The sequence below is a fragment of the Paracoccus jeotgali genome, assembly GCF_002865605.1.
Taxonomy (GTDB): Bacteria; Pseudomonadota; Alphaproteobacteria; order Rhodobacterales; family Rhodobacteraceae; genus Paracoccus; species Paracoccus jeotgali.
In genome coordinates this window covers 2,641,442-2,659,152 of the sequence record NZ_CP025583.1, presented here as the reverse complement: position 1 = coordinate 2,659,152, position 17,711 = coordinate 2,641,442, and the positions used below count along the sequence as shown (strand labels likewise).

At 67.7% G+C, this 17,711-nt stretch carries 17 protein-coding genes; 9 read left to right on the top strand and 8 right to left on the bottom strand.

Going from position 1 to position 17,711, the window contains the following annotated elements; genetic code table 11:
* The first annotated feature begins 3 nt into the window (after positions 1-3).
* From CYR75_RS12860 to CYR75_RS12850, 3 genes are all read left to right on the top strand, one after another.
* Entirely contained in the window at positions 4-555 is a 552-nt protein-coding gene (locus tag CYR75_RS12860; protein WP_101500398.1) for a DNA-3-methyladenine glycosylase, read from the top strand.
* Between the two features lie 344 nt (positions 556-899).
* Positions 900-1,805: an AEC family transporter gene (locus tag CYR75_RS12855; RefSeq protein WP_101501048.1), complete on the top strand. Its 906-nt coding sequence runs from the start codon at positions 900-902 to the stop codon at positions 1,803-1,805.
* Positions 1,806-1,877: 72 nt separating this feature from the next.
* Entirely contained in the window at positions 1,878-2,144 is a 267-nt protein-coding gene (locus CYR75_RS12850; protein WP_101500397.1) for a hypothetical protein, read from the top strand.
* Positions 2,145-2,158: 14 nt separating this feature from the next.
* On the opposite strand, the gene CYR75_RS12845 is transcribed toward CYR75_RS12850, so the two are convergent.
* From CYR75_RS12845 to CYR75_RS12835, 3 genes are read right to left on the bottom strand one after another with little or no spacing between them, the layout of a single operon-like run.
* Positions 2,159-4,378, bottom strand: coding sequence for a xanthine dehydrogenase family protein molybdopterin-binding subunit (locus CYR75_RS12845; RefSeq protein ID WP_101500396.1), 2,220 nt, complete (start codon positions 4,376-4,378; stop codon positions 2,159-2,161).
* Entirely contained in the window at positions 4,378-5,358 is a 981-nt protein-coding gene (locus CYR75_RS12840; protein ID WP_101500395.1) for an FAD binding domain-containing protein, read from the bottom strand. Before CYR75_RS12840 ends, CYR75_RS12845 begins: the two co-directional genes overlap by 1 nt.
* Entirely contained in the window at positions 5,355-5,873 is a 519-nt protein-coding gene (locus CYR75_RS12835; RefSeq protein WP_101501047.1) for a 2Fe-2S iron-sulfur cluster-binding protein, read from the bottom strand. Before CYR75_RS12835 ends, CYR75_RS12840 begins: the two co-directional genes overlap by 4 nt.
* 68 nt (positions 5,874-5,941) lie before the next feature.
* On the opposite strand from CYR75_RS12835, the gene CYR75_RS12830 reads away from it, so the two are divergent.
* The 3 genes from CYR75_RS12830 (at position 5,942) to CYR75_RS12820 (ending at position 8,489) form a co-directional block, all read left to right on the top strand.
* Complete coding sequence (locus tag CYR75_RS12830) at positions 5,942-6,856, top strand: XdhC family protein (RefSeq protein ID WP_101500394.1); 915 nt, start codon at positions 5,942-5,944, stop codon at positions 6,854-6,856.
* Positions 6,853-7,407: a nucleotidyltransferase family protein gene (locus tag CYR75_RS12825; protein WP_101500393.1), complete on the top strand. Its 555-nt coding sequence runs from the start codon at positions 6,853-6,855 to the stop codon at positions 7,405-7,407. Before CYR75_RS12830 ends, CYR75_RS12825 begins: the two co-directional genes overlap by 4 nt.
* Positions 7,408-7,523: 116 nt before the next feature.
* Positions 7,524-8,489 carry a cation diffusion facilitator family transporter gene (locus CYR75_RS12820; RefSeq protein WP_101500392.1) on the top strand — a complete coding sequence of 322 codons (966 nt, stop codon included), beginning with the start codon at positions 7,524-7,526 and terminating at the stop codon, positions 8,487-8,489.
* A 367-nt stretch (positions 8,490-8,856) separates the two neighbouring features.
* Here CYR75_RS12820 and CYR75_RS12815 read toward each other — a convergent pair whose 3' ends face one another.
* The 3 genes from CYR75_RS12815 to CYR75_RS12805 all read right to left on the bottom strand — a co-directional run bounded on the left by CYR75_RS12815 (position 8,857) and on the right by CYR75_RS12805 (position 11,589).
* Positions 8,857-9,591 carry a pseudouridine synthase gene (locus CYR75_RS12815; protein ID WP_101500391.1) on the bottom strand — a complete coding sequence of 245 codons (735 nt, stop codon included), beginning with the start codon at positions 9,589-9,591 and terminating at the stop codon, positions 8,857-8,859.
* A 327-nt stretch (positions 9,592-9,918) separates the two neighbouring features.
* The gene (locus CYR75_RS12810) at positions 9,919-10,413 is read right to left on the bottom strand and encodes a YciE/YciF ferroxidase family protein (RefSeq protein WP_101500390.1); all 495 of its coding nucleotides are present in this window, start codon (positions 10,411-10,413) and stop codon (positions 9,919-9,921) included.
* 171 nt (positions 10,414-10,584) lie between these two features.
* Positions 10,585-11,589, bottom strand: coding sequence for a BON domain-containing protein (locus tag CYR75_RS12805; RefSeq protein WP_101500389.1), 1,005 nt, complete (start codon positions 11,587-11,589; stop codon positions 10,585-10,587).
* A 402-nt stretch (positions 11,590-11,991) separates the two neighbouring features.
* Here CYR75_RS12805 and CYR75_RS12800 point away from each other — a divergent pair, with 402 nt between their 5' ends.
* Positions 11,992-12,552, top strand: coding sequence for a sigma-70 family RNA polymerase sigma factor (locus CYR75_RS12800; RefSeq protein ID WP_101500388.1), 561 nt, complete (start codon positions 11,992-11,994; stop codon positions 12,550-12,552).
* A gap of 181 nt (positions 12,553-12,733) precedes the next feature.
* Here the strand turns inward: CYR75_RS12800 and CYR75_RS16090 are convergent, their stop codons facing one another.
* Both CYR75_RS16090 and CYR75_RS16085 read right to left on the bottom strand, forming a co-directional pair.
* A complete protein-coding gene (locus CYR75_RS16090) occupies positions 12,734-12,892 on the bottom strand; it encodes a hypothetical protein (protein WP_158644655.1) in 159 nt (52 codons plus the stop codon).
* A 229-nt stretch (positions 12,893-13,121) separates the two neighbouring features.
* A complete protein-coding gene (locus CYR75_RS16085; RefSeq protein WP_158644654.1) occupies positions 13,122-13,991 on the bottom strand; it encodes a hypothetical protein in 870 nt (289 codons plus the stop codon).
* A 204-nt stretch (positions 13,992-14,195) separates the two neighbouring features.
* Here CYR75_RS16085 and CYR75_RS16080 point away from each other — a divergent pair, with 204 nt between their 5' ends.
* Positions 14,196-14,801: an SWFGD domain-containing protein gene (locus CYR75_RS16080; RefSeq protein WP_158644653.1), complete on the top strand. Its 606-nt coding sequence runs from the start codon at positions 14,196-14,198 to the stop codon at positions 14,799-14,801.
* Positions 14,802-15,169: 368 nt separating this feature from the next.
* Positions 15,170-17,641, top strand: coding sequence for a membrane-bound PQQ-dependent dehydrogenase, glucose/quinate/shikimate family (locus CYR75_RS12790; RefSeq protein ID WP_225972721.1), 2,472 nt, complete (start codon positions 15,170-15,172; stop codon positions 17,639-17,641).
* Positions 17,642-17,711 lie beyond the last annotated feature (70 nt).

Genomic DNA, 17,711 nt, shown 5'->3' with positions numbered 1-17,711 from the left:
AGGATGGCGGGCGGCTTACTCGCGGATCAGATACAGGGGCTGGGCGCGGTCGGGCTGGCGCTGCGGCTGATCGGGGCCGAGCTGCTGGTGCGCGGCGTCGGCGGGACGATCATCGAGACCGAGGCCTATACCCAGGATGACCCCGCCTCGCACAGTTTTCGCGGACCGGGGCGGGCCAATGCGGCGATGTTCGGGCCGCCGGGCCACGCCTATGTCTACCGCTCCTATGGCATCCATCTGTGCCTGAACGTCGTCGCCCGGCCGGGGGAAGCCGCACTGATCCGGGCGCTGCTGCCGCAGACGGGGGTCGAGGCGATGCAGATGCGGCGCGGCCGGGCGCCCCTGTGCAGCGGGCCGGGGCGGCTGACCGAGGCGCTGGGGATCACGCCCGAGGATGACGGCCGGGCCTTTGACGGCGGCGCGCTGTCCATCGTTCTGCCCGAGGCGACGCCCGAGCTGCTGGTCGGCACCCGCATCGGCATCTTGAAGGCGCAGGACCGGCCGTGGCGGTTCGGGCTGGCCGGGGCGAAGGGGTTGAGCAGGCCGTTTCGGTGAGGTGAGGTGAGGTGAGGTGAGGTGAGGTCCCGGGGGTCGGGCTGAACGGCTCGGGGGGACGGGCTTCGCGGTCTGCCTCTGCGCCCGCCGCGTCGCTCTTTACCTCATCAGCCAAATGCAGACCCACGTTCGCTTTGGCCTTGTCGCCTGCTTCGGCGGTCCACTCCTCACTCGAAATCAACCGGATCGCGCCGATGCCCTCTACGCCTGAGTGAGCAATAACCTAACACTAGAAGCAGCGTATTCGCTCTCGCCGCCCCCTCTCAGAAACCCGCTTGCCCCTTTGCCGCTGGCGAGGCTTGATGCGCGCCAGCAAGCGCCACATCTGCAAGCGGGACGCAAACGTGATATTTCTGACCATCTGGCCGATCTTCGCGCTGATCTGCCTCGGCTTCGTGCTGGCGCGCAGCGGCTTTCCCGGCGCCAGCTTCTGGCCCTCGGCCGAGCGGCTGAACTATTTCCTGCTGTTTCCCGCGCTGTTGGTCACCAGCCTGGTGGACGCGCCGCTGCGCGATCCGGCGATCCTGCGGATGGGGGGCGCGGCGGTGGGGACGATCTGCCTCGCGGCGGGGGCGATGGCGCTGCTGCGGCTGGCGCGCCCCACGCCTGCGGCGCGTTTCGGGCCGGGGCTGCAGGGGATGATCCGTTTCAACACCTATCTGGGGCTGGCGATTGTCGCGAGCCTTGCGGGGCCGGACGGGCTTGGGCGGGCGGCGGTCTATCTGGCGGTGGCGGTGCCGCTGGTCAATGTGCTGTCGATCCTGGCGCTGACCGAGCGTGGCGCCGCGACCTCGGTCATGATGCTGCTGCGGATCGTGTTCCGCAACCCGCTGATCCTCGCCTGTATCGTCGGCATCGCGCTGGCGCTGTCGGGGCTGGGCCTGCCCTTCGGCAGCGACCAACTCCTGACGCTGGTCGCGCAGGCGAGCCTGCCGCTGGGGCTGCTGTGCGTGGGTGCGGCGCTGCAACCCCGGGCGCTGCGGCAGGACGGGCTGCCGGTGCTGGGCGACACCATGCTGCGGCTGCTGGCAATGCCGGCGCTGGCGGCATTGGCGGGGCGCGTGCTGGGGCTGGACGGGATCGAGGCGCTGGTGCTGGTGGTCTTTTCCGCCATCCCCACCGCGCCCACGGCCTATATCCTGACCCGGCAGCTGAACGGAGACGGGCCGTTCATGGCCGGGCTGGTGACGGCGCAGACCCTCGCCTCGGCGCTGACGATCCCGCTGGTGCTGCTGGCCTTCGGGGCCTGAGGGTGCGGGACTGGCAAAAACGGCCGGCGCGGCTATACTGGGTGCAACCGCGATCCAAGCCGCAGGTGAGAGATGGTCGACAGCCTGACCCGACAGGCGAACTGGCGCCGCACCAACCCCCGCAAATACAGCGCCCATCTGGCCGTGCAGCGGGCCCTGAACGCTGGTGTGCTGCAAAAGGAATGCTGCGAGGTCTGCGGCGCGGCATCGGTCGACGCGCATCACGATCATTACGACCAGCCGCTGAACGTCCGCTGGCTGTGCCGGCGTCACCACACGCGGCTGCATCAGTTCGGCGAGGACATGTTTCCGCTGTTCCCCCGCGATCCGGCGGACTGACCCGCCGAGTCCGCCTAACCCAGCTTTTCCAGCACCTTGTCCAGCGTGATCGGGAAATGCCGGAAGCGGTGGCCGGTGGCGTTGGCGATCGCATTCACGATGGCGCCGGCGGTGCCGCAGGTTGCCAGCTCTCCGATCCCCTTGGCCTGCATCGGGTTCGAATAGGCGTCGCGGTCGTCCATCAGCAGCTCGATCTCGATATCCGGCACGTCGAGATTGGCGGGGACGTGATATTCCGCCAGATCGCGGTTGACGAAGCCGCCGTCGCGCGGGTCGGTCTGCACACTTTCCAGCAGCGCCTGTCCGATGCCAAAGATCATCCCGCCCAGACATTGCGAGCGTGCGGTCTTGGCGTTCAGGATGCGACCGGCGGCGAAAACGCCGGTCAGGCGGCGGATCTGCACCTCGCCGGTGACGCTGCTGACCGCAACCTCGCAGAACTCGGCCCCCCAGGAGGCCTGCCGGGTGTCCTGATAGGTCTGGCCCTTCTGGATCGTCCCGGTCCCTTGCAGCGTATCGCCGGCCAGGATCTCGGCCAGCCCGCGGCGGCGGTTGGCGGCGATGGCGATGCCGTCCTTCAGCGTCATCTCGTCGGGGTCGCACTCCATCCGCTCGGCCAGTTTCTGACGCACCGCCTTGGCGGCCATCATCACCGCGCTGCCCGCCGAGCCCGCCCCTTGCGAGCCGCCCGACCCGGCCGAGGCGGGCAGGTCGCTGTCGCCCAGCATCGTCGTCACGCGGTCCGGCGGCAGGCCCAGCATCTCGGCCGCGATCTGGGTCAGGATGGAATAGCTGCCGGTGCCGATATCGGTCATGTCGGTTTCGACCAGCGCGCTGCCATCGGGGTTCAGCGTCACGCGGGCGCTGCTGGGGCCCATCATGTGGACGCGGATGATCGCCGACATGCCCATGCCAATCAGCCATTCCCCCTGCCGCAGGCTGCCCGGCTGTTTCGGGCGGCGCGACCAGCCGAAACTTTCGGCGCCGCGCCGGATGCAGTCGGCCAGGCGGTGGTTGCTGAACGGCTTGCCGGTCGAGGGGTCGGTTTCGGGGATGTTGCGCAGCCGGAATTCGACCGGGTCGAGGCCCGCCGCCTCGGCCAGCTCGTCCATCGCGGCCTCGGTCACGGGCACGCCGATGGCCTCGCCCGGTGCCCGCATCGAGCCGGCGGCGGTCAGGTTCAGCCGCCCGATGTGATGGCCGATGACGCGGTTCTCGCCCGCCCAGGTGAAGCTGGTCGATTGTGTCACCGGCTCGCTGAAGCTTTCATCCGGCAGGTTCGAGACCCAGACCTCATGCCCGACGCCGGTCATCCGCCCCTGCGCATCGCAGGCCAGCCGCACCCGCTGGCGGCTTTCGCTGCGCCGGGTGGTGGTTTCGAACACCTGCCGCCGATGCAGCGCCACCGCGACGGGGCGGTTCAGCTTTTGTGCGGCGATGGCGGCGGCCACCGCCTCGTGGCTGATGCCCAGCTTGCTGCCGAAGCCGCCGCCGACATATTGCGACAGCACGCGGACCTTCTTGATGTCCAGCCCCAGCGAATCCGCCAGTTCCTGCGCATTGGTGTGCAGCATCTGATAGCTGCCACGCACGGTCAGCCGCCCGTCCTGCCACCAAGCGACGGCGGCATGCGGCTCCATCGCCGCATGGCTCATCGAGGGCGTGGAGTATTCCACATCGACCGAGAAGGCCGCGTCGCGCATCGCCTGATCCAGATCGCCCTGGCTTTGCTGCTGTTCGGGCGGGGTTTCATACTCGGCGCCGTCCGGGGTCAGCGTGGCCTTGTCGGACTGGTCGAGATATTCCGGCCGGGCGGCAAGGGCCGCATCGCGGGCCTGTTCGAAGGTCTCGGCCACGATCAGCGCCACCGGCTGGCCCTTGTAAAAGATCTCGGCCGGGCCCTGATAGGGCGCCTTGCCGGCCCCGCCCTGCGCCGGGTTGCGGATCATGCGTTCGTCGCGGATCACCGCCAGCACGCCGGGCATGTCGCGCAGCTCGCCGGTGTTGAAGCCGGTGACCCAGCCCTTGGCCACGGTGGCGCGGACCAGCCAGCCGAAGACGGTGCCGGGAGGATGGTCCTCATCCGCATAGGTGGCCGTGCCGCTGACCTTCAGCGGGCCATCGGGACGGTCCATCGGCGTGCTGATGATCCCCTGCGCGGTGCGGTCGAGCAGGTTTTCCTGATCGCGGGAATCCATCTTTTGGCCATGCGAGACTTCGATCGGGTCGGTCATCAGCCGTTCTCCTGCGTGGCGTCGGTCAGCACCGCGATCAGGCTGCGACGCAGCAGCGGTATCTTGAAATCATTGTCGCCCTGGCCCTTGGCGTCTTGCAGCACCAGATCGGCGGCGCGGGCGAACAGCTCGGGCGAGGGGGCCTCTTTGGTCAGCATCGCCTCGACCTCTGGCACGCGCCATGGCTTGGCGGCGACACCGCCAAAGGCCAGCCGCGCTGTTCCGATCCGCCCCTGATCCATCCCGACCACCGCGGCGACCGAGACGAGTGCAAACGCATAGGACCGCCGGTCGCGGATCTTGCGATAGATGTGCTTGCCCTGCAGCGGCGGCGGCAGGCGCACCCCCAGGATCAGCTCGCCCGGTTCCAGCCGGTTGTCGCGCTGCGGCGTGTCGCCGGGCAGGCAGTGAAACTCGGTCGCCGGGATGTCGCGCTTGCCGTCCGGCCCCTCGACCTCGACCACGGCATCCAGCGCGGCCATCGCCACCGCCATGTCGCCGGGATAGGTGGCGATGCAGTGTTCGGACGCACCGAGGATGGCGTGGATGCGGTTGACGCCGCCGATGGCCGCGCAGCCCGACCCCGGCTGACGCTTGTTGCAGGGCGCGTCGGTGTCATAGAAATAATAGCAGCGCGTCCGCTGCATCAGATTGCCGCCCGTCGTCGCCCGGTTGCGAAGCTGCGCGCTGGCTCCGGCGAGGATCGCCTTGGACAGCAGCGGCCAGCCCGTCCGCACCGCCTGATCCGCCGCCAGATCCGAGTTGCGGACCAGCGCCCCGATCCGCAGCCCCTCGCCCGCATCCGTGGCGCAAGGCTCGATCCGGTCAAGGCCGATATGGTTGATGTCGATCAGCCGCTCGGGCGTTTCCACCTGCAGCTTCATCAGGTCCAGCAGATTGGTGCCGCCGGCGATGATCCGCGCGGCGCTGCCGATGGCGTCGGCGGGCGTTCCGGCGCGGGTAAAGTCAAAGCGCTTCATGACGCGCCCCCGGTGCCGGTCTCCGCGACCTCGCAGATGGCATCGACGATGTTGGGATAGCACGAGCAGCGGCACAGATTGCCGGACATGCGCTCGCGGACCTCGTCGCGGGTCAGGCGGGGCGGGCCCAGATCCTCGCTGAGTTGGCTGGGCATGCCGTCGCGGATCTCGTCCAGCATGGCGGTGGCGGACATGATCTGACCGGGCGTGCAATAGCCGCATTGAAACCCGTCATGCTTGATGAAGGCCTGTTGCAGCGGCGTAAGGTCGCCCGGCGTGCCGATCCCCTCGATGGTGGTGATTTCGTCGCCGTCATGCATCACCGCCAGCGTCAGGCAGGAGTTGATCCGCCGCCCGTTGACGATCACTGTGCAGGCCCCGCATTGGCCGTGATCGCAGCCTTTCTTGGTGCCGGTCAGGTCCAGATGCTGGCGCAGCGCATCCAGCAGCGTGACCCGCGCATCGTCCAGTTGCAGCGCCCTTGGCGCGCCGTTGACGGTAAAGCTGACATCGATCACGGAAATCTCCTGCGGCTGGGTCACTGTCGGGGAACAACCTTGCGGGCTGTCGTGTTCCACCGAAGATGAACGAATTTGCCCCGACCCTGACCGCCAGTCCCGCCGCCGCGCCCGTCACGGCGGCGCCCGACCCCATGGGCGACCCGCTGCGGGCGCTGACGGATGGCGGCGTGCTGGCGGTCATCACGGGGGTCGCGGGCGCGCATTACCGCAACCCCGGCACGATCATGGCCTTCCCGGCTTCGGGCGGGGCGGTCGGGCAGCTCAGCTCTGGCTGCATCGACGCCGATCTGGCTTTGCAGGCAGCGCAGGTGGCGGCGGATGGACAGCCGAGGCGGCTGCGCTATGGCGAGGGCTCGCCCTTCCGCGATCTGGTCCTGCCCTGCGGCGGCGGGCTGGACGTGGCGCTGATCCCGGTCACCGACCCCCATCCGATCCGGCAGGCGGTCGCCGCGCGGGTCGCGCGGCAACAGGCCGTGCTGGGCATCGATCTGGACCTCGGCCGCATCGCGCTGAACGGTCCCGGCTTTCAGCTGCAGATCCGGCCCGAGACGCGGTTTCTGGTCTGGGGCGCGGGGGTCGAGGCGGTGGTCTTCGCCACGCTTTGCCGCGCTGCCGGCTATCCGGCCGCAGTGGCCAGCCATGACGACGCCACCGTCCGCGCCGCCGCCGCGCAGGGCGTCGCGGTCAACAATGCCATGCAGGCCGACGCATGGACCGCCGTCACCCTCTTCTACCACGACCACGACCGAGAGCCCGCGCTGCTCGCCCGTGCGCTCGCCACCCCGGCCTTCTATATCGGCGCGCAGGGCAGTCTGCGCAGCCACCAGACCCGCCTGCGCGCGCTGCGCGAGATGGGGGTGGCCGACGCCGATCTGGCCCGGCTGCGCGGCCCGATGGGGCTGATCCCTTCGGCCCGCGATCCCAAGGTGCTGGCGGTCTCGGTGCTGGCAGAGATCCTGGCCGAGGCGTCGCCGTGACAGCGCCGCTGACGGCGGGCGTGCTGCTGGCGGCGGGCCACTCGCGCCGCTGGGGGGACGGGAACAAGCTGCTGGCGTTGTGGAACGGGCGGCCGCTGGCAAGCTGGGCAGCGGATTCGCTGCGGCGCGCGCCGGTCGATCTGCGCGCGGTGGTCATCCGCGATTCGCAGGTCACCACGCTGATGCCGGGGCTGAAGCCGCTGGCCCCGCAGGGCGACGATCAGGCGGCAAGCCTGGGCGCCGCAGTCGCCTGGGCCGAGCGGCAGGGCGCGGCACGGCTGCTGATCCTGCTGGCCGACATGCCGGCCCTGCCCGACGCGGTCATCGCGGCGGTGCTGGACGGCTGCGGGGACCGCCCCAGCGGCGTCCGCCACCCCGACGGCCGCATCGGCGTTCCCGCCTGCTTCCCCGCGCCGGTGTTCCCGCAACTGCGAGGCATCACCGGGGACCGTGGCGCGGGCGCCTTGCTGCGCGGGGCCAACGCGGTCGAGGCCCCTGCCGAGGCGTTGATCGACGTGGACCGGCCCGAGGATCTGGCTGATCGGGCCTGATAGCAGCCCTCTGCCGCGACGTCCCCACCCGCTCCCGCAAGCCCCGCCCAAAAATCCGTGAACCCCCCGCGCCGTTTCGACGTTCCGCCCCACGAGGCAAGGCAAAAGGCGTGGCCATGGGACATGTGAAGACGGCGAGCGACCCCACCGACAGCGGCAAGGCCGCCGTCTATGCGGCGCTGATCGCCAATTGCGGGATCGCGGTGACCAAGTTCATCGCGGCATGGCTCTCGGGCTCATCGGCGATGCTGGCCGAGGGCATCCACTCCAGCATCGACACCGCGAATGAGGGTTTTCTGCTGCTCGGCCTCGCCCGCGCCAAGACCCCCGCCGACCACGCCCACCCCTTCGGCTACAGCGCCGAGATCTATTTCTGGGCCTTCATCGTCGCCGTGCTGATCTTCGCCCTCGGCGCCGGACTGTCGGCGTATGAGGGCATCCGCGCCATCCTGCATGGCGGCCACGAACCCGGCGGCGTGCCGTGGATCCCCTATGGCGTGCTGGCGATCTCGCTGGTGTTCGAAGGCTATTCCCTCTCGGTCGCGGTCAGCAAGTTCCAGCAGATGCGCAAGGGCCACGGCCTGTGGCGCGACCTGCGCGATATCAAGGACCCCACCATCTTTGTCGTGCTGGCCGAGGACGCCGCCGCCTGTCTGGGCCTGCTGATCGCCGCCGCGGGGCTGACCCTGTCCTGGCTGACCGGCAACCCGATCTGGGACGGCCTCGCCTCGATCGGGATCGGCGTCCTGCTGGCGGTGACGGCGTTCTTCCTGGCGGTCGAGGTCAAGGGGCTGCTGATCGGCGAATCGACCGACCCCGAGATCATCGACACGATCCGCTCGGGCCTGTCCGGGGTGTCCGAGATCATCGCGATCAACGACATCCGCAGCCTGCATTTCGGCCCCTATGACGTGCTGCTGACCATGAGCATCGACTTCAAGGACGACGTCACCTCGCAGCGGATCGAGGAAATCGTCACCGAAGCCGAACGCCGCATCCGCAAACGCTACCCCATCGTGCAAAAGCTGTATTTCGAAGTCCAGTCGCAAGCCGGTCACCACGCGATGTCGCGGCGGGGGTGAGGGTGGCGGGCTTGGGCGGAAGGTCCAAGGTGACGGAGGGCGGCTACCGGAAAGCGTTTGATCTGCGCTTGGGCCAGCCTCTTGTTGGTCAGCAGATTGCCAAGGGTCGCGTTAAGCCTCCTCAAGGTGCAGCAGAGTAGCCTATAATCACACCCTCGCCCTATCCGGCTCGGGGTCTCATCTTGCGCGCGAATAGCCCCCCAGCGTCAAAGAGCGTTAGGTGTCGCTAAGATCTTGCTCCCAACACAAGAAAACCGCGCCAATAACAACTTAATCACGCTTCAAGCGTCACAAGCTCATTGTCCGCGAACGCAAAAGCTACCGCCGGTCAGGCCCGCCAGCCAGTAAGTTCGCTAGCATTCCGGACCTACTGAAAAACCAATCCCACCTCGTCCTCACCCAACAGCCTCCATTCACCCGGCGCCAGATCGGCAGGCAGCGTCAGCGCCCCCACCGACTCCCGGTGCAGCGCCTCAACATGATTTCCCACCGCGGCGAACATTCGGCGCACCTGATGATAGCGCCCCTCGGTAATCGTCAGGCGCGCCTCGCGGTCCGAGATCACCTGCAACTCCGCCGGCGCCAGCGGCTTCTCGTCGCCCTCCAGACGCAAGCTCCCCGACGCAAACACCTCACCCTCCCGCCCCGTCAGAGGTCGCGCGAGGGTCGCGCGATAAGTCTTTCGGACATGACGCCTGGGGCTGATGATCCGGTGCAGCAGATCGCCATCATCTGTCAGCAGCAGCAACCCGCTCGTCTGCTTGTCCAGGCGCCCCACGGTCGAGACCGGAGGCCTGCGCCGCCGCCAGCGATCCGGCAGCAGGTCATGCACCAGCGGACCGTCCTCTTTGTGCGAACACGTCATCCCAAGCGGCTTGTTCAGCAGAATCACCATACCCGGCAGCGGGTCGAGCGGCTGCCCCCCCACACTCATCCGCACCGGCAGATCATCCGAGAGCGCAACCCGCGCCGCCACATCCGTCAGCACCACGCCGTCCAGCTCGATCCCCCCCGCCCGCGCCAGCCGCGCAATCTCGCTGCGCGAGCCGTACCCCATTGCCGACAGCAGCCTATCGACCCGAGACGTTACCATTTTTCTCATGCTGTCCAACCTGTTCCGCCTGCGAAGAGGCCCTATGCAGCATCAGCCTCCCACACCCTCGCTTGCAAGTCAGGCGGGCGTCACACAACTGCGACTTCTCCGGCGCTCAGTTCCTCTCAAGCCTCTACAGCCAAAGCAGGAATATCGGGCAAAAGTGAACACTTCGCTTCTTCTTTGCCCAAATACTCAATCCCGCACCGCCACCCGCGCGATCCTTAGAAAACACCGCAGGCCCCGACCGGTCCGCGGCCCCTCAGCGCCAACCCATTGAAAAAGGGCCACGTCCATCGCTGAACGCAGCCCCTCTCACCTCGCCCTTAAACCGCTTCAGGCCTTCGCATGCTCGTTGATCGAGCTTTCCGCCAGCTTGGTCAGATCCTCATCCGTCGTGGACTCCTCCTGCAGCGTCTGGTCCAGCAGCTTGGCGGCGTCCTTCATCCCTAGCTCGGTCGCCCAACGCTTCAGCGTGCCGTAGCGGGTGATCTCGTAATGCTCGACCGCCTGCGCCGACGAGATCAGCCCGGCATCGAGTGCGGGAGAGCCCTTGAACTCCTCCATGATCTCTTCGCCCTCGGTCAGGATGCCTTCGATCGCCTCGCAGGTCTTGCCGCGGGCCGTCTTGCCGAGGATTTCAAAGACCTGCTGCAGGCGCTCGATCTGGCCCTCAGTCTGTTCGTGGTGCTTCTCGAACGCCTTTTTCAGATCCTCAGACTGCGCCGCGCGCTTCATCTTGGGCAGCGATTTCAGGATCTTGCGCTCGGCGTAGTAGATGTCCTTGAGCGTGTCGTGAAACAGGTCGACCAGTGTCTTTTCCTTGGCCATCGCGGGATGCTCCTGATTGGGGATGTGATGATGTCGTGATGTGGTTGGGAAACGCCTGGCGGCGGGGCCGGTTCCTGTTCGCCGGGCGGTTTCCGGACCGGGCGCGGAATGGCGCCGAGGCCGGGAAAAGCCCCGCAGCTGGTGCGGGGCTTTCCGGTCGGCGCGGGCAGGTCAGGACTGCGACTTGCCCTGCTGCGAGCCTTGCGAGCCAGACCGCGAGCCCGACGCGCTGGACTGGCTGCCGGACTGGGAACCCGATTGGCTGCCCGATTGCGAACCGCTTTGCGAGCCGCTTTGCGAATCCGAGTCGGAGTCGCGGTCCGAGCGGTCCTTCACGCGCAGCATGTTCTGGACCTGCTGAACGCCGGGGCAGTCCTCGACGCAATCCTCGGCGCGGCGCTTGGCCTGGCGGCTGTCGACAGTGCCCTTCAGCGTCACCTCGCCATCCTTCACGCTGACCTCGATGTCCGAGGCGTCGACCTGTCCGTCATGCATCAGCCGGTCCGAGACGTCCTCGCGCAGGCGGTCGTCGCTGCGGGTATAGCCCTTGGGCCCCTTGCCGCGATGCTCGCCGTCATTGTGGTCGCGGCCCGAGCGATGATCGTCGCCCCAGCCGGACTGGCCGCGCTGATAGTCGTCCCGGCCCGAGCCGCCGCGTCCATAGCCGCCGCCATAACCGCCGCCGCCGTAGCCGCCGCTGCCGTAGCCGCCACCATAGCCGCCGCCGCGATAGTCGCCGCCGCCGGAACTGCCGCGCGCGTAATCGCCGCCGCCATAATCGCCGCGCCCGTAGCTCCCGCGCTCGAGATGCGCAGAATGGCCGCCGCGTTCCATGCTGCGCATCCGGTCGCCCGAGCGGCCGCCATAGCGGTCTTCATCCATGTCGCGGCCGCGCTGGTCGCGGTCCCGGTCGGACCATCCGCGCCCGCCCCAGTCATCGCCACCGCGCCGGTACTCGTCGCGGCCGTAATCGCCGCCGCGTCCCCGGTCGCCATAGCCGCCATAGCCATAATCGGAATCCCGACCGCCGCCATAGCCCGCGCCCCGGCCACCGCCGCGATAATCATCATCGCGGTCCCAGTGGCCGCCATAGCCACCGCGCATGTCGTCGCGATAGCGGTCGTCCTGATAGCGGTCATCGTCTCGGCGGGATCCGCGGTAATACTGATTGGGCATGATCGTCCTCCTTCAATGCAGCCAGATTTGGTGAGGTCCGAGTAACCGGAAGAGGGGCGAAATGTTCCCGGATCAGCAAGCGAGGGGTGGAAGAGGGAGCGGATTCTTGCATTGGAAGGTGCTTACAGGGTGTGGGACGTGATCGGTTGTCGGTCGAGCTGACACCGATGAAGTTGCCGGAGACGTTTCCCGCCCAGCACATGCCGCGCCGGCCCCAGCAATCCCGCCTCGCGAGCGCAGTCGCCTACCGCCGGGGCGCCGGCCAAAGCAGCTCTCCCCGCCCCCGCAAGCAGCCATCACCACAGCCATCGAGGGAACCGAAACGGGGGGCTGCGCGTCCCCCTTTTTTATCGGCCTCCCCTGATTTGCCGTCGAGGCCCTGCGTCATTTCGGAGAAAGTGCATGGGCGTTCCCGCCGCCGAGAGCTCTGACCCCAACCGATCCGCCCGTCCCGCCGCCGCGCAACAGCCGGCGCAGCAGGACGGCGCCTCGGACGATATCGTTTCCTACATCCCCTCGCTGCGTGCCTTTGCCCGGTCGCTGTGCCGACGCGACCAGGACCCCGACGATCTGGTGCAGGAAACGCTGCTGCGGGCCATCGAATATGCCCACAGCTATCGCCCCGGCACCAATATGCGGGCGTGGCTGTTCCGCATCATGCGCAGCCGGTTCTACAACAACATCCACCGCGCCAAGCGCGAGACGACGGGGGCGGCGGATTGCGCCTCGGCCTTGCCGCAGACGCCGCCGAGCCAGGAATCGAGCCTGCAATTCACCGAGATGGTCGCCGTCCTCGAACAGATGCCCAGCCATTACCGCAGCGCGCTGGTGCTGGTGACGGTGCTGGGCGAAAGCTATGCCTCGGCCGCCGAGATCCTCGACTGCGACATCGGCACCATCAAGAGCCGGATCAGCCGCGCGCGCAGCATGCTGCGCCGGGTGCTGGAGAAAACGGAGCCGTGAGATGTGGTTCGCATCGGCGCCGGTCTGGCGCGGTCGCGGCAGTTTGGGGGTGTGGCGGCAGCGAGCGTCAGTCGAAGCGTCGGCAGAGAACCCGCCTTGTCTTTGTCAGTCTTAGCAGCGGGGAGGTGCGGCTGGCGATGCGGTCGGAAGGATTAGCAGAACGAAACCCCTCAACCCCCGCTCAATTCGCCCGACGCGCCTGCGCCAAGGCCTCTTCCAGCAGATAGGCGAGGCGTTTCAGCCGCAGCGGCACCGCGTCCTGCGTCACGAATAGCGGCGAGAGCCGGTCCGCGCCGTCGCGCTCTGGCGGGGGTTTCGCGTCTCGATCCTGCTCCGACATCTGTGACCGCCTTTGACCTTCCCAAGCGGCGTCCTGCCCTCTCTGACGCCGATTAACAAATGATAACACGGCGATAGGGGCGGCGGCAAGAAAATCTGTAGGATTTTAGGCAGATCAATGGAAGGGGCGCGGCCGGGTTCCGTGGGGCGTCAATGGCCTTTTAGAACATCGGCGGCCAAGCCGCTTCAAGGACGAACGGGGCCGCGATAAGGGCGGCCCCGGAACGCGCTTACTGATTGGCCTTATCGGCCTCGTCCGTGCTGCGATGTTCGTTGACGACGTCGCTGACCTTGCGGTCGGGGGCGTCGGTGCAGACGGTGATGATGTTCTCGACCGGGATCTCGAAAAAGCCGGTCATGCTCGCCAGTCTTGCGCCCGAGTCGCCCGCGCTGTCCGTCGGCGTGGTGTCGGTGGCGGCGGTGTCGGTGGCGGCAGTGTCGGCGGCGCTGCTATCGGTCGCGGTCGTGGCCGTCGCATCGGTGCCCGTGGTTGCAGCGGTGTCGGCAGCGGTATCCGTCGCAGCGGTATCGGCTGCGCCGGCCGCACTCGTGTCAGCCGCCATGTCCGTTCCCGTCGCGGTGCTGTCGCTCGAACTGGCCGCCGTGCTGGTGTCGGTGGCGCTCGTGTCCGCAGCACCTGCCGCGTCGCTTGCCGTATCGCTCGCGTTATCGGTCGCGGTGCTGTCGAGGTTCGCGGAGCCGGTGCCGGCCAGCGGCGTTGTGGCGCTGGTGGCGTCCATGTCGGCCGCGTCGCCGCGCTTGCTGCCCTCGTGATAACCGGCGATGAAATACAGCGTCGCCGGGACCATTTCCGTGTCCAGCATCACGATGTCGCGGCACATGACGTCGTTGGCCGACGTCCCGCCCGACATGCCCGAGGCGCTGCCGCTCGACCCTGCGGCCATGTCGGTGCTGCCTGCAGGGGTGTCGGTCGCGCTCTGGTCGGTGGTCGCCGTGCCCGTGGTGGCCGTATCCGTGGTGGCCGCGTCCGTGGTCGCCGTGTCAGTCGTGGCTGTGTCGGTGCTGGTCTGGGCCGAGGCCATGCCGGCCGCAAGGATGCAGGCCGCCGAGGTCGCGCCAAGTTTGAACCATGTGGTCATCTCGTGTTCCTCCTCCAATGTGGTGGTGAGGGTTGGCGAACCGGGATGGCGCCGATTTGTTCCAGCCCGCCGCGCGATCCAGGCCGTCCGATCCGCCCTCGCAACCGGGGCGACACGCATCCGGGAACATTTCCCGCCCGCGCCGGTTCTAGGGGCCGACTGTCGCAGGCAGTCCGCACGATGTTTGTCACAAAACAGGAGGACATGATGCCCGATTATGGTTGGAGAGACGAGGACCGCGACTGGCGCCGTTCCAATGACCGCTATTCCAACGACCGTTCTTCGAACGATCGTTACGCCAGCGGTCGCTATGGCCGCGACGACGACTGGTCGCGCGACGACCGGCGCGGCTACAGCGCCCGCGACCGGGACTATCAGATGTCGCAGGGCAGCTCCTACGCCCGCCCGATGGAGCCGGGGCAGACCCGCTATGAAAACCGTGGCTATGGCCGGGATTACGGTCCCTATGACCAGGGCCGCTATGGCTATAACCAGGGCCAGGGCTATGGCTCGGACCGCGGCTATCGCGACCGGGACGACTTCGACTATCGCGGCGACCGGAACTATCGTGGCGGCTATCGCGGCGGCTATGGCGGCGCCTATCGGGGCGAGCGCGGGGATTATGGCCGCCGCGACCGCGACTGGATGGACCGCGCGGGCGACGAGGTCGCGTCCTGGATGGGCGATGATGACGCCGAGTACCGCCGCGAGATGGACCGCCGCCGCGACGCTCAGCGCGGCTCGTATCGCGATGACGACGACTACCGCCGGGGCGGGTATGGCAGCCGCCGCTGGCGCGACGACTGGTAAGCACGGCTCTCTAAGGACACCGACACAGGCATACGGGCCCCGTCGACACGGCGGGGCCCGTTTCGTTTTGCCGGCCGCCCGCCGTTCCGCCGGATCGCGAGGGTGTGAAAGCGGCGCGGCGCGGTGGGTTCGGGCGGTCAAAACGACAGGGAAAATCAGCGCGATATCGTCGGCGGCGCGGTGCCTCGCCCGACGCTGAAACCGGCGCAGCGCCCCTGCCGCCGGTCATTTTTCAGGAACAACAGGCGGAAACCCGCCGTTACCGGGTAAAACACGCAATCAAAGCGGCGCGGGGCGACCATGAGAAATGGGAGGATGCCATGTCAGCTTCAACTTCATCATCAATCGACCACAGCCGACACCGGGGGGTGTGGGGCTGGTATGCCGCAATCCTCGGGGCGCTGCTGGCGGTGATCGGCCTGATCCTTGCGCTGGGCGGGGTCTATCTGATCTCGCTCGGCGGGTCGTGGTACTATGCGATTGCCGGCGTGCTGCTGATCGCCTCGGGGCTGATGCTGATCGCGCGGTATCGCGAGGGGGCGTGGCTTTACGCGCTGACATGGCTGGGCACGCTGGTCTGGGCCGTGTGGGAGGTCACGCTGGACGGCTGGCAGCCCGAGTATGACTGGTGGGCGCTGGTGCCGCGGATCGTCGCGCCGACGGTGCTGCTGATCCTCGTTGCCATCGCCTGGCCCGCCCTGCGCCGCCGGCAGGAACTGCGCCAGCCGATGGGTGTGGCGGCGTCGGTGGCGCTGGCGGTGGTCGTCGTCGCCTTGGGCGGCGGTGACGCAGGGGCGCAGACGCCGCAGCCCGGTGACGCGGCCCCGGCAGCCACCGCGCCGGCTGATGAGGCAGCCGCAGAGCCGCGAGATCCGGCGGCCGAGGCACAACCTGCCGACAACGCGCAGGCCGACACCGCCACCACCGAACGTCAGCCCGATGTGCTGCCGCCGGTGGGCGAGGATTGGCCGGTCTATGGCGGGTCCGAGCATGCGCTGCGGCACTCGCCGCTCGATCAGATCAACGTGAGCAATGTCGCCAAGCTGGAAAAGGCGTGGAGCTTTCACACCGGCGACCTGCCCCAAGGCGACACCGAGGGGCTTTATTCCCCCGAGAACACCCCCATCAAGGTCAAGGACAGCCTGTTCGTCTGTTCACCCATGAACCAGATCATCGCGCTGGATGCCGGCAGCGGGAAAGAGATCTGGCTCTATGACCCGCATGTGCCGGCCGATGCCATCCCCTATGGCGCGACCTGCCGGGGCGTCGCCTATCACGTCCAGCCTCAGGCCGACCCCGACGCGCTCTGCACCGAGCGGCTGGTCATGGGCACGCTGGATGCGCGGCTGATCGCGGTCGATGCCAATACCGGCCAGCTTTGCACCGGCTTCGGCAATAACGGCATGGTCGATCTGACCGACGGGCTGGGGCGCACGGTGCCCGGCTGGTACGCCAACACCGCCGCGCCGACCATCGTGCGCGGCGTCGTGGTGATGGGCGCGCAAGTCAGCGATAACGAGGAGGCCGACGCGCCCTCGGGCGTGATCCGGGGCTATGACGTGGTCACGGGCGAGTTTCTGTGGGCCTGGGATCTGGGTCAGGGCGGCGCCGTGGGCGAGCCTGCCGAGGGCGAGACCTATACCCGCTCGACCCCGAACATGTGGACCAACGCCGCCGGCGATCAGGAACTTGGCTATGTCTATGCGCCGCTCGGCAACGCCTCGTCCGACTATTGGGGGCCGAGCCGCAGCGAGGCCGAGAACGAATATTCCTCGTCCCTCGTCGCCATCGATGTGCGGACCGGCGAGGATGTCTGGCACTTTCAGACCGTTCATCGCGATGTCTGGGATTACGACCTTGGCAGTCAGGTCTCGCTGGTCGATTTCCCGACCGCCGATGGCACCGTCCCGGCGCTGATCCTGCCGTCGAAACAGGGGCAGATCTATGTGCTGGATCGCCGCACCGGCGAAAGCCTGTTCCCGGTCGAGGAACGCGAGGTGACGACCACCGGCGGGGCCGAGACCGACTACATGTCGCCCACCCAGCCCTATTCCACCTATGCCGCGCTGACCAAGCCGGACCTGAAGGAAACCGACATGTGGGGGATGAGCCCCATCGACCAGATGTGGTGCCGCATCCAGTATCACCGCGCCCATTACACCGGCCAGTTCACCCCGCCCTCGGCGGATCGGCCGTTCATCCAGTATCCCGGCTATAATGGCGGGTCGGATTGGGGCAGCGCCTCGGTCGACCCGGAACGCGGCATCCTGCTGATGAACTACAACGACATGCCGAACTATACTCAGCTTGTCCCGCGCGACGAGGCCGAGCAGAAGGGCGTCAGCTCGTTCAGCCCCGATAACGGCAAATACGCGGCGATGAAGGGCTCGCCCTATGCGGCCTGGGTCAATGCCGGCTGGCGGGTGCCGGGAACGGGGCTGCTGTGCAAGCAGCCGCCCTATGGCTGGATCCGGGGCATCGACCTGTCGACCGGCGAGACACTGTGGGACCACCCCTTTGGCAGCGCCCGGAACAACGGGCCCTTCGGCATCCCCTCGGGTCTGCCCTTCACCATCGGCACGCCCAACAATGGCGGGCCGATCACCACGGGCGGCGGGTTGACCTTTATCGCCGCGACCACCGACAACCGCTTCCGCGCCTTCGACACCGAAACCGGCGAGGAATTGTGGGCGGTGGACCTGCCGGCGGGCGGGCAGACGACGCCGATCACCTATGCCGCCGGGGGCCGGCAATATGTGGTGATCTATCCGGGCGGCCATCACTTCATGGAAACCGAGGTCGGCGACGAAGTGATCGCCTATGCGCTGCCCGAACAGTAAGCGCGCGCCGGGGCGGCGACCCCGCCCCGGCCGCCCTCTTGTGGCGGTTCGGCGGGGCCGAGGGGAAAAG

What these genes read in the sequence shown, in the direction of transcription:
- CYR75_RS12860 (WP_101500398.1), top strand. Translation starts at nt 4, where the DNA reads ATGGCGGGCGGCTTACTCGCGGATCAGATACAGGGGCTGGGCGCGGTC.
- CYR75_RS12850 (WP_101500397.1), top strand. Translation starts at nt 1,878, where the DNA reads ATGGTCGACAGCCTGACCCGACAGGCGAACTGGCGCCGCACCAACCCC.
- CYR75_RS12845 (WP_101500396.1), bottom strand. Translation starts at nt 4,378, where the DNA reads ATGACCGACCCGATCGAAGTCTCGCATGGCCAAAAGATGGATTCCCGC.
- CYR75_RS12840 (WP_101500395.1), bottom strand. Translation starts at nt 5,358, where the DNA reads ATGAAGCGCTTTGACTTTACCCGCGCCGGAACGCCCGCCGACGCCATC.
- CYR75_RS12830 (WP_101500394.1), top strand. Translation starts at nt 5,942, where the DNA reads ATGAACGAATTTGCCCCGACCCTGACCGCCAGTCCCGCCGCCGCGCCC.
- CYR75_RS12820 (WP_101500392.1), top strand. Translation starts at nt 7,524, where the DNA reads ATGGGACATGTGAAGACGGCGAGCGACCCCACCGACAGCGGCAAGGCC.
- CYR75_RS12815 (WP_101500391.1), bottom strand. Translation starts at nt 9,591, where the DNA reads ATGAGAAAAATGGTAACGTCTCGGGTCGATAGGCTGCTGTCGGCAATG.
- CYR75_RS12810 (WP_101500390.1), bottom strand. Translation starts at nt 10,413, where the DNA reads ATGGCCAAGGAAAAGACACTGGTCGACCTGTTTCACGACACGCTCAAG.
- CYR75_RS12805 (WP_101500389.1), bottom strand. Translation starts at nt 11,589, where the DNA reads ATGCCCAATCAGTATTACCGCGGATCCCGCCGAGACGATGACCGCTAT.
- CYR75_RS12800 (WP_101500388.1), top strand. Translation starts at nt 11,992, where the DNA reads ATGGGCGTTCCCGCCGCCGAGAGCTCTGACCCCAACCGATCCGCCCGT.
- CYR75_RS16090 (WP_158644655.1), bottom strand. Translation starts at nt 12,892, where the DNA reads ATGTCGGAGCAGGATCGAGACGCGAAACCCCCGCCAGAGCGCGACGGC.
- CYR75_RS16085 (WP_158644654.1), bottom strand. Translation starts at nt 13,991, where the DNA reads ATGACCACATGGTTCAAACTTGGCGCGACCTCGGCGGCCTGCATCCTT.
- CYR75_RS16080 (WP_158644653.1), top strand. Translation starts at nt 14,196, where the DNA reads ATGATGCCCGATTATGGTTGGAGAGACGAGGACCGCGACTGGCGCCGT.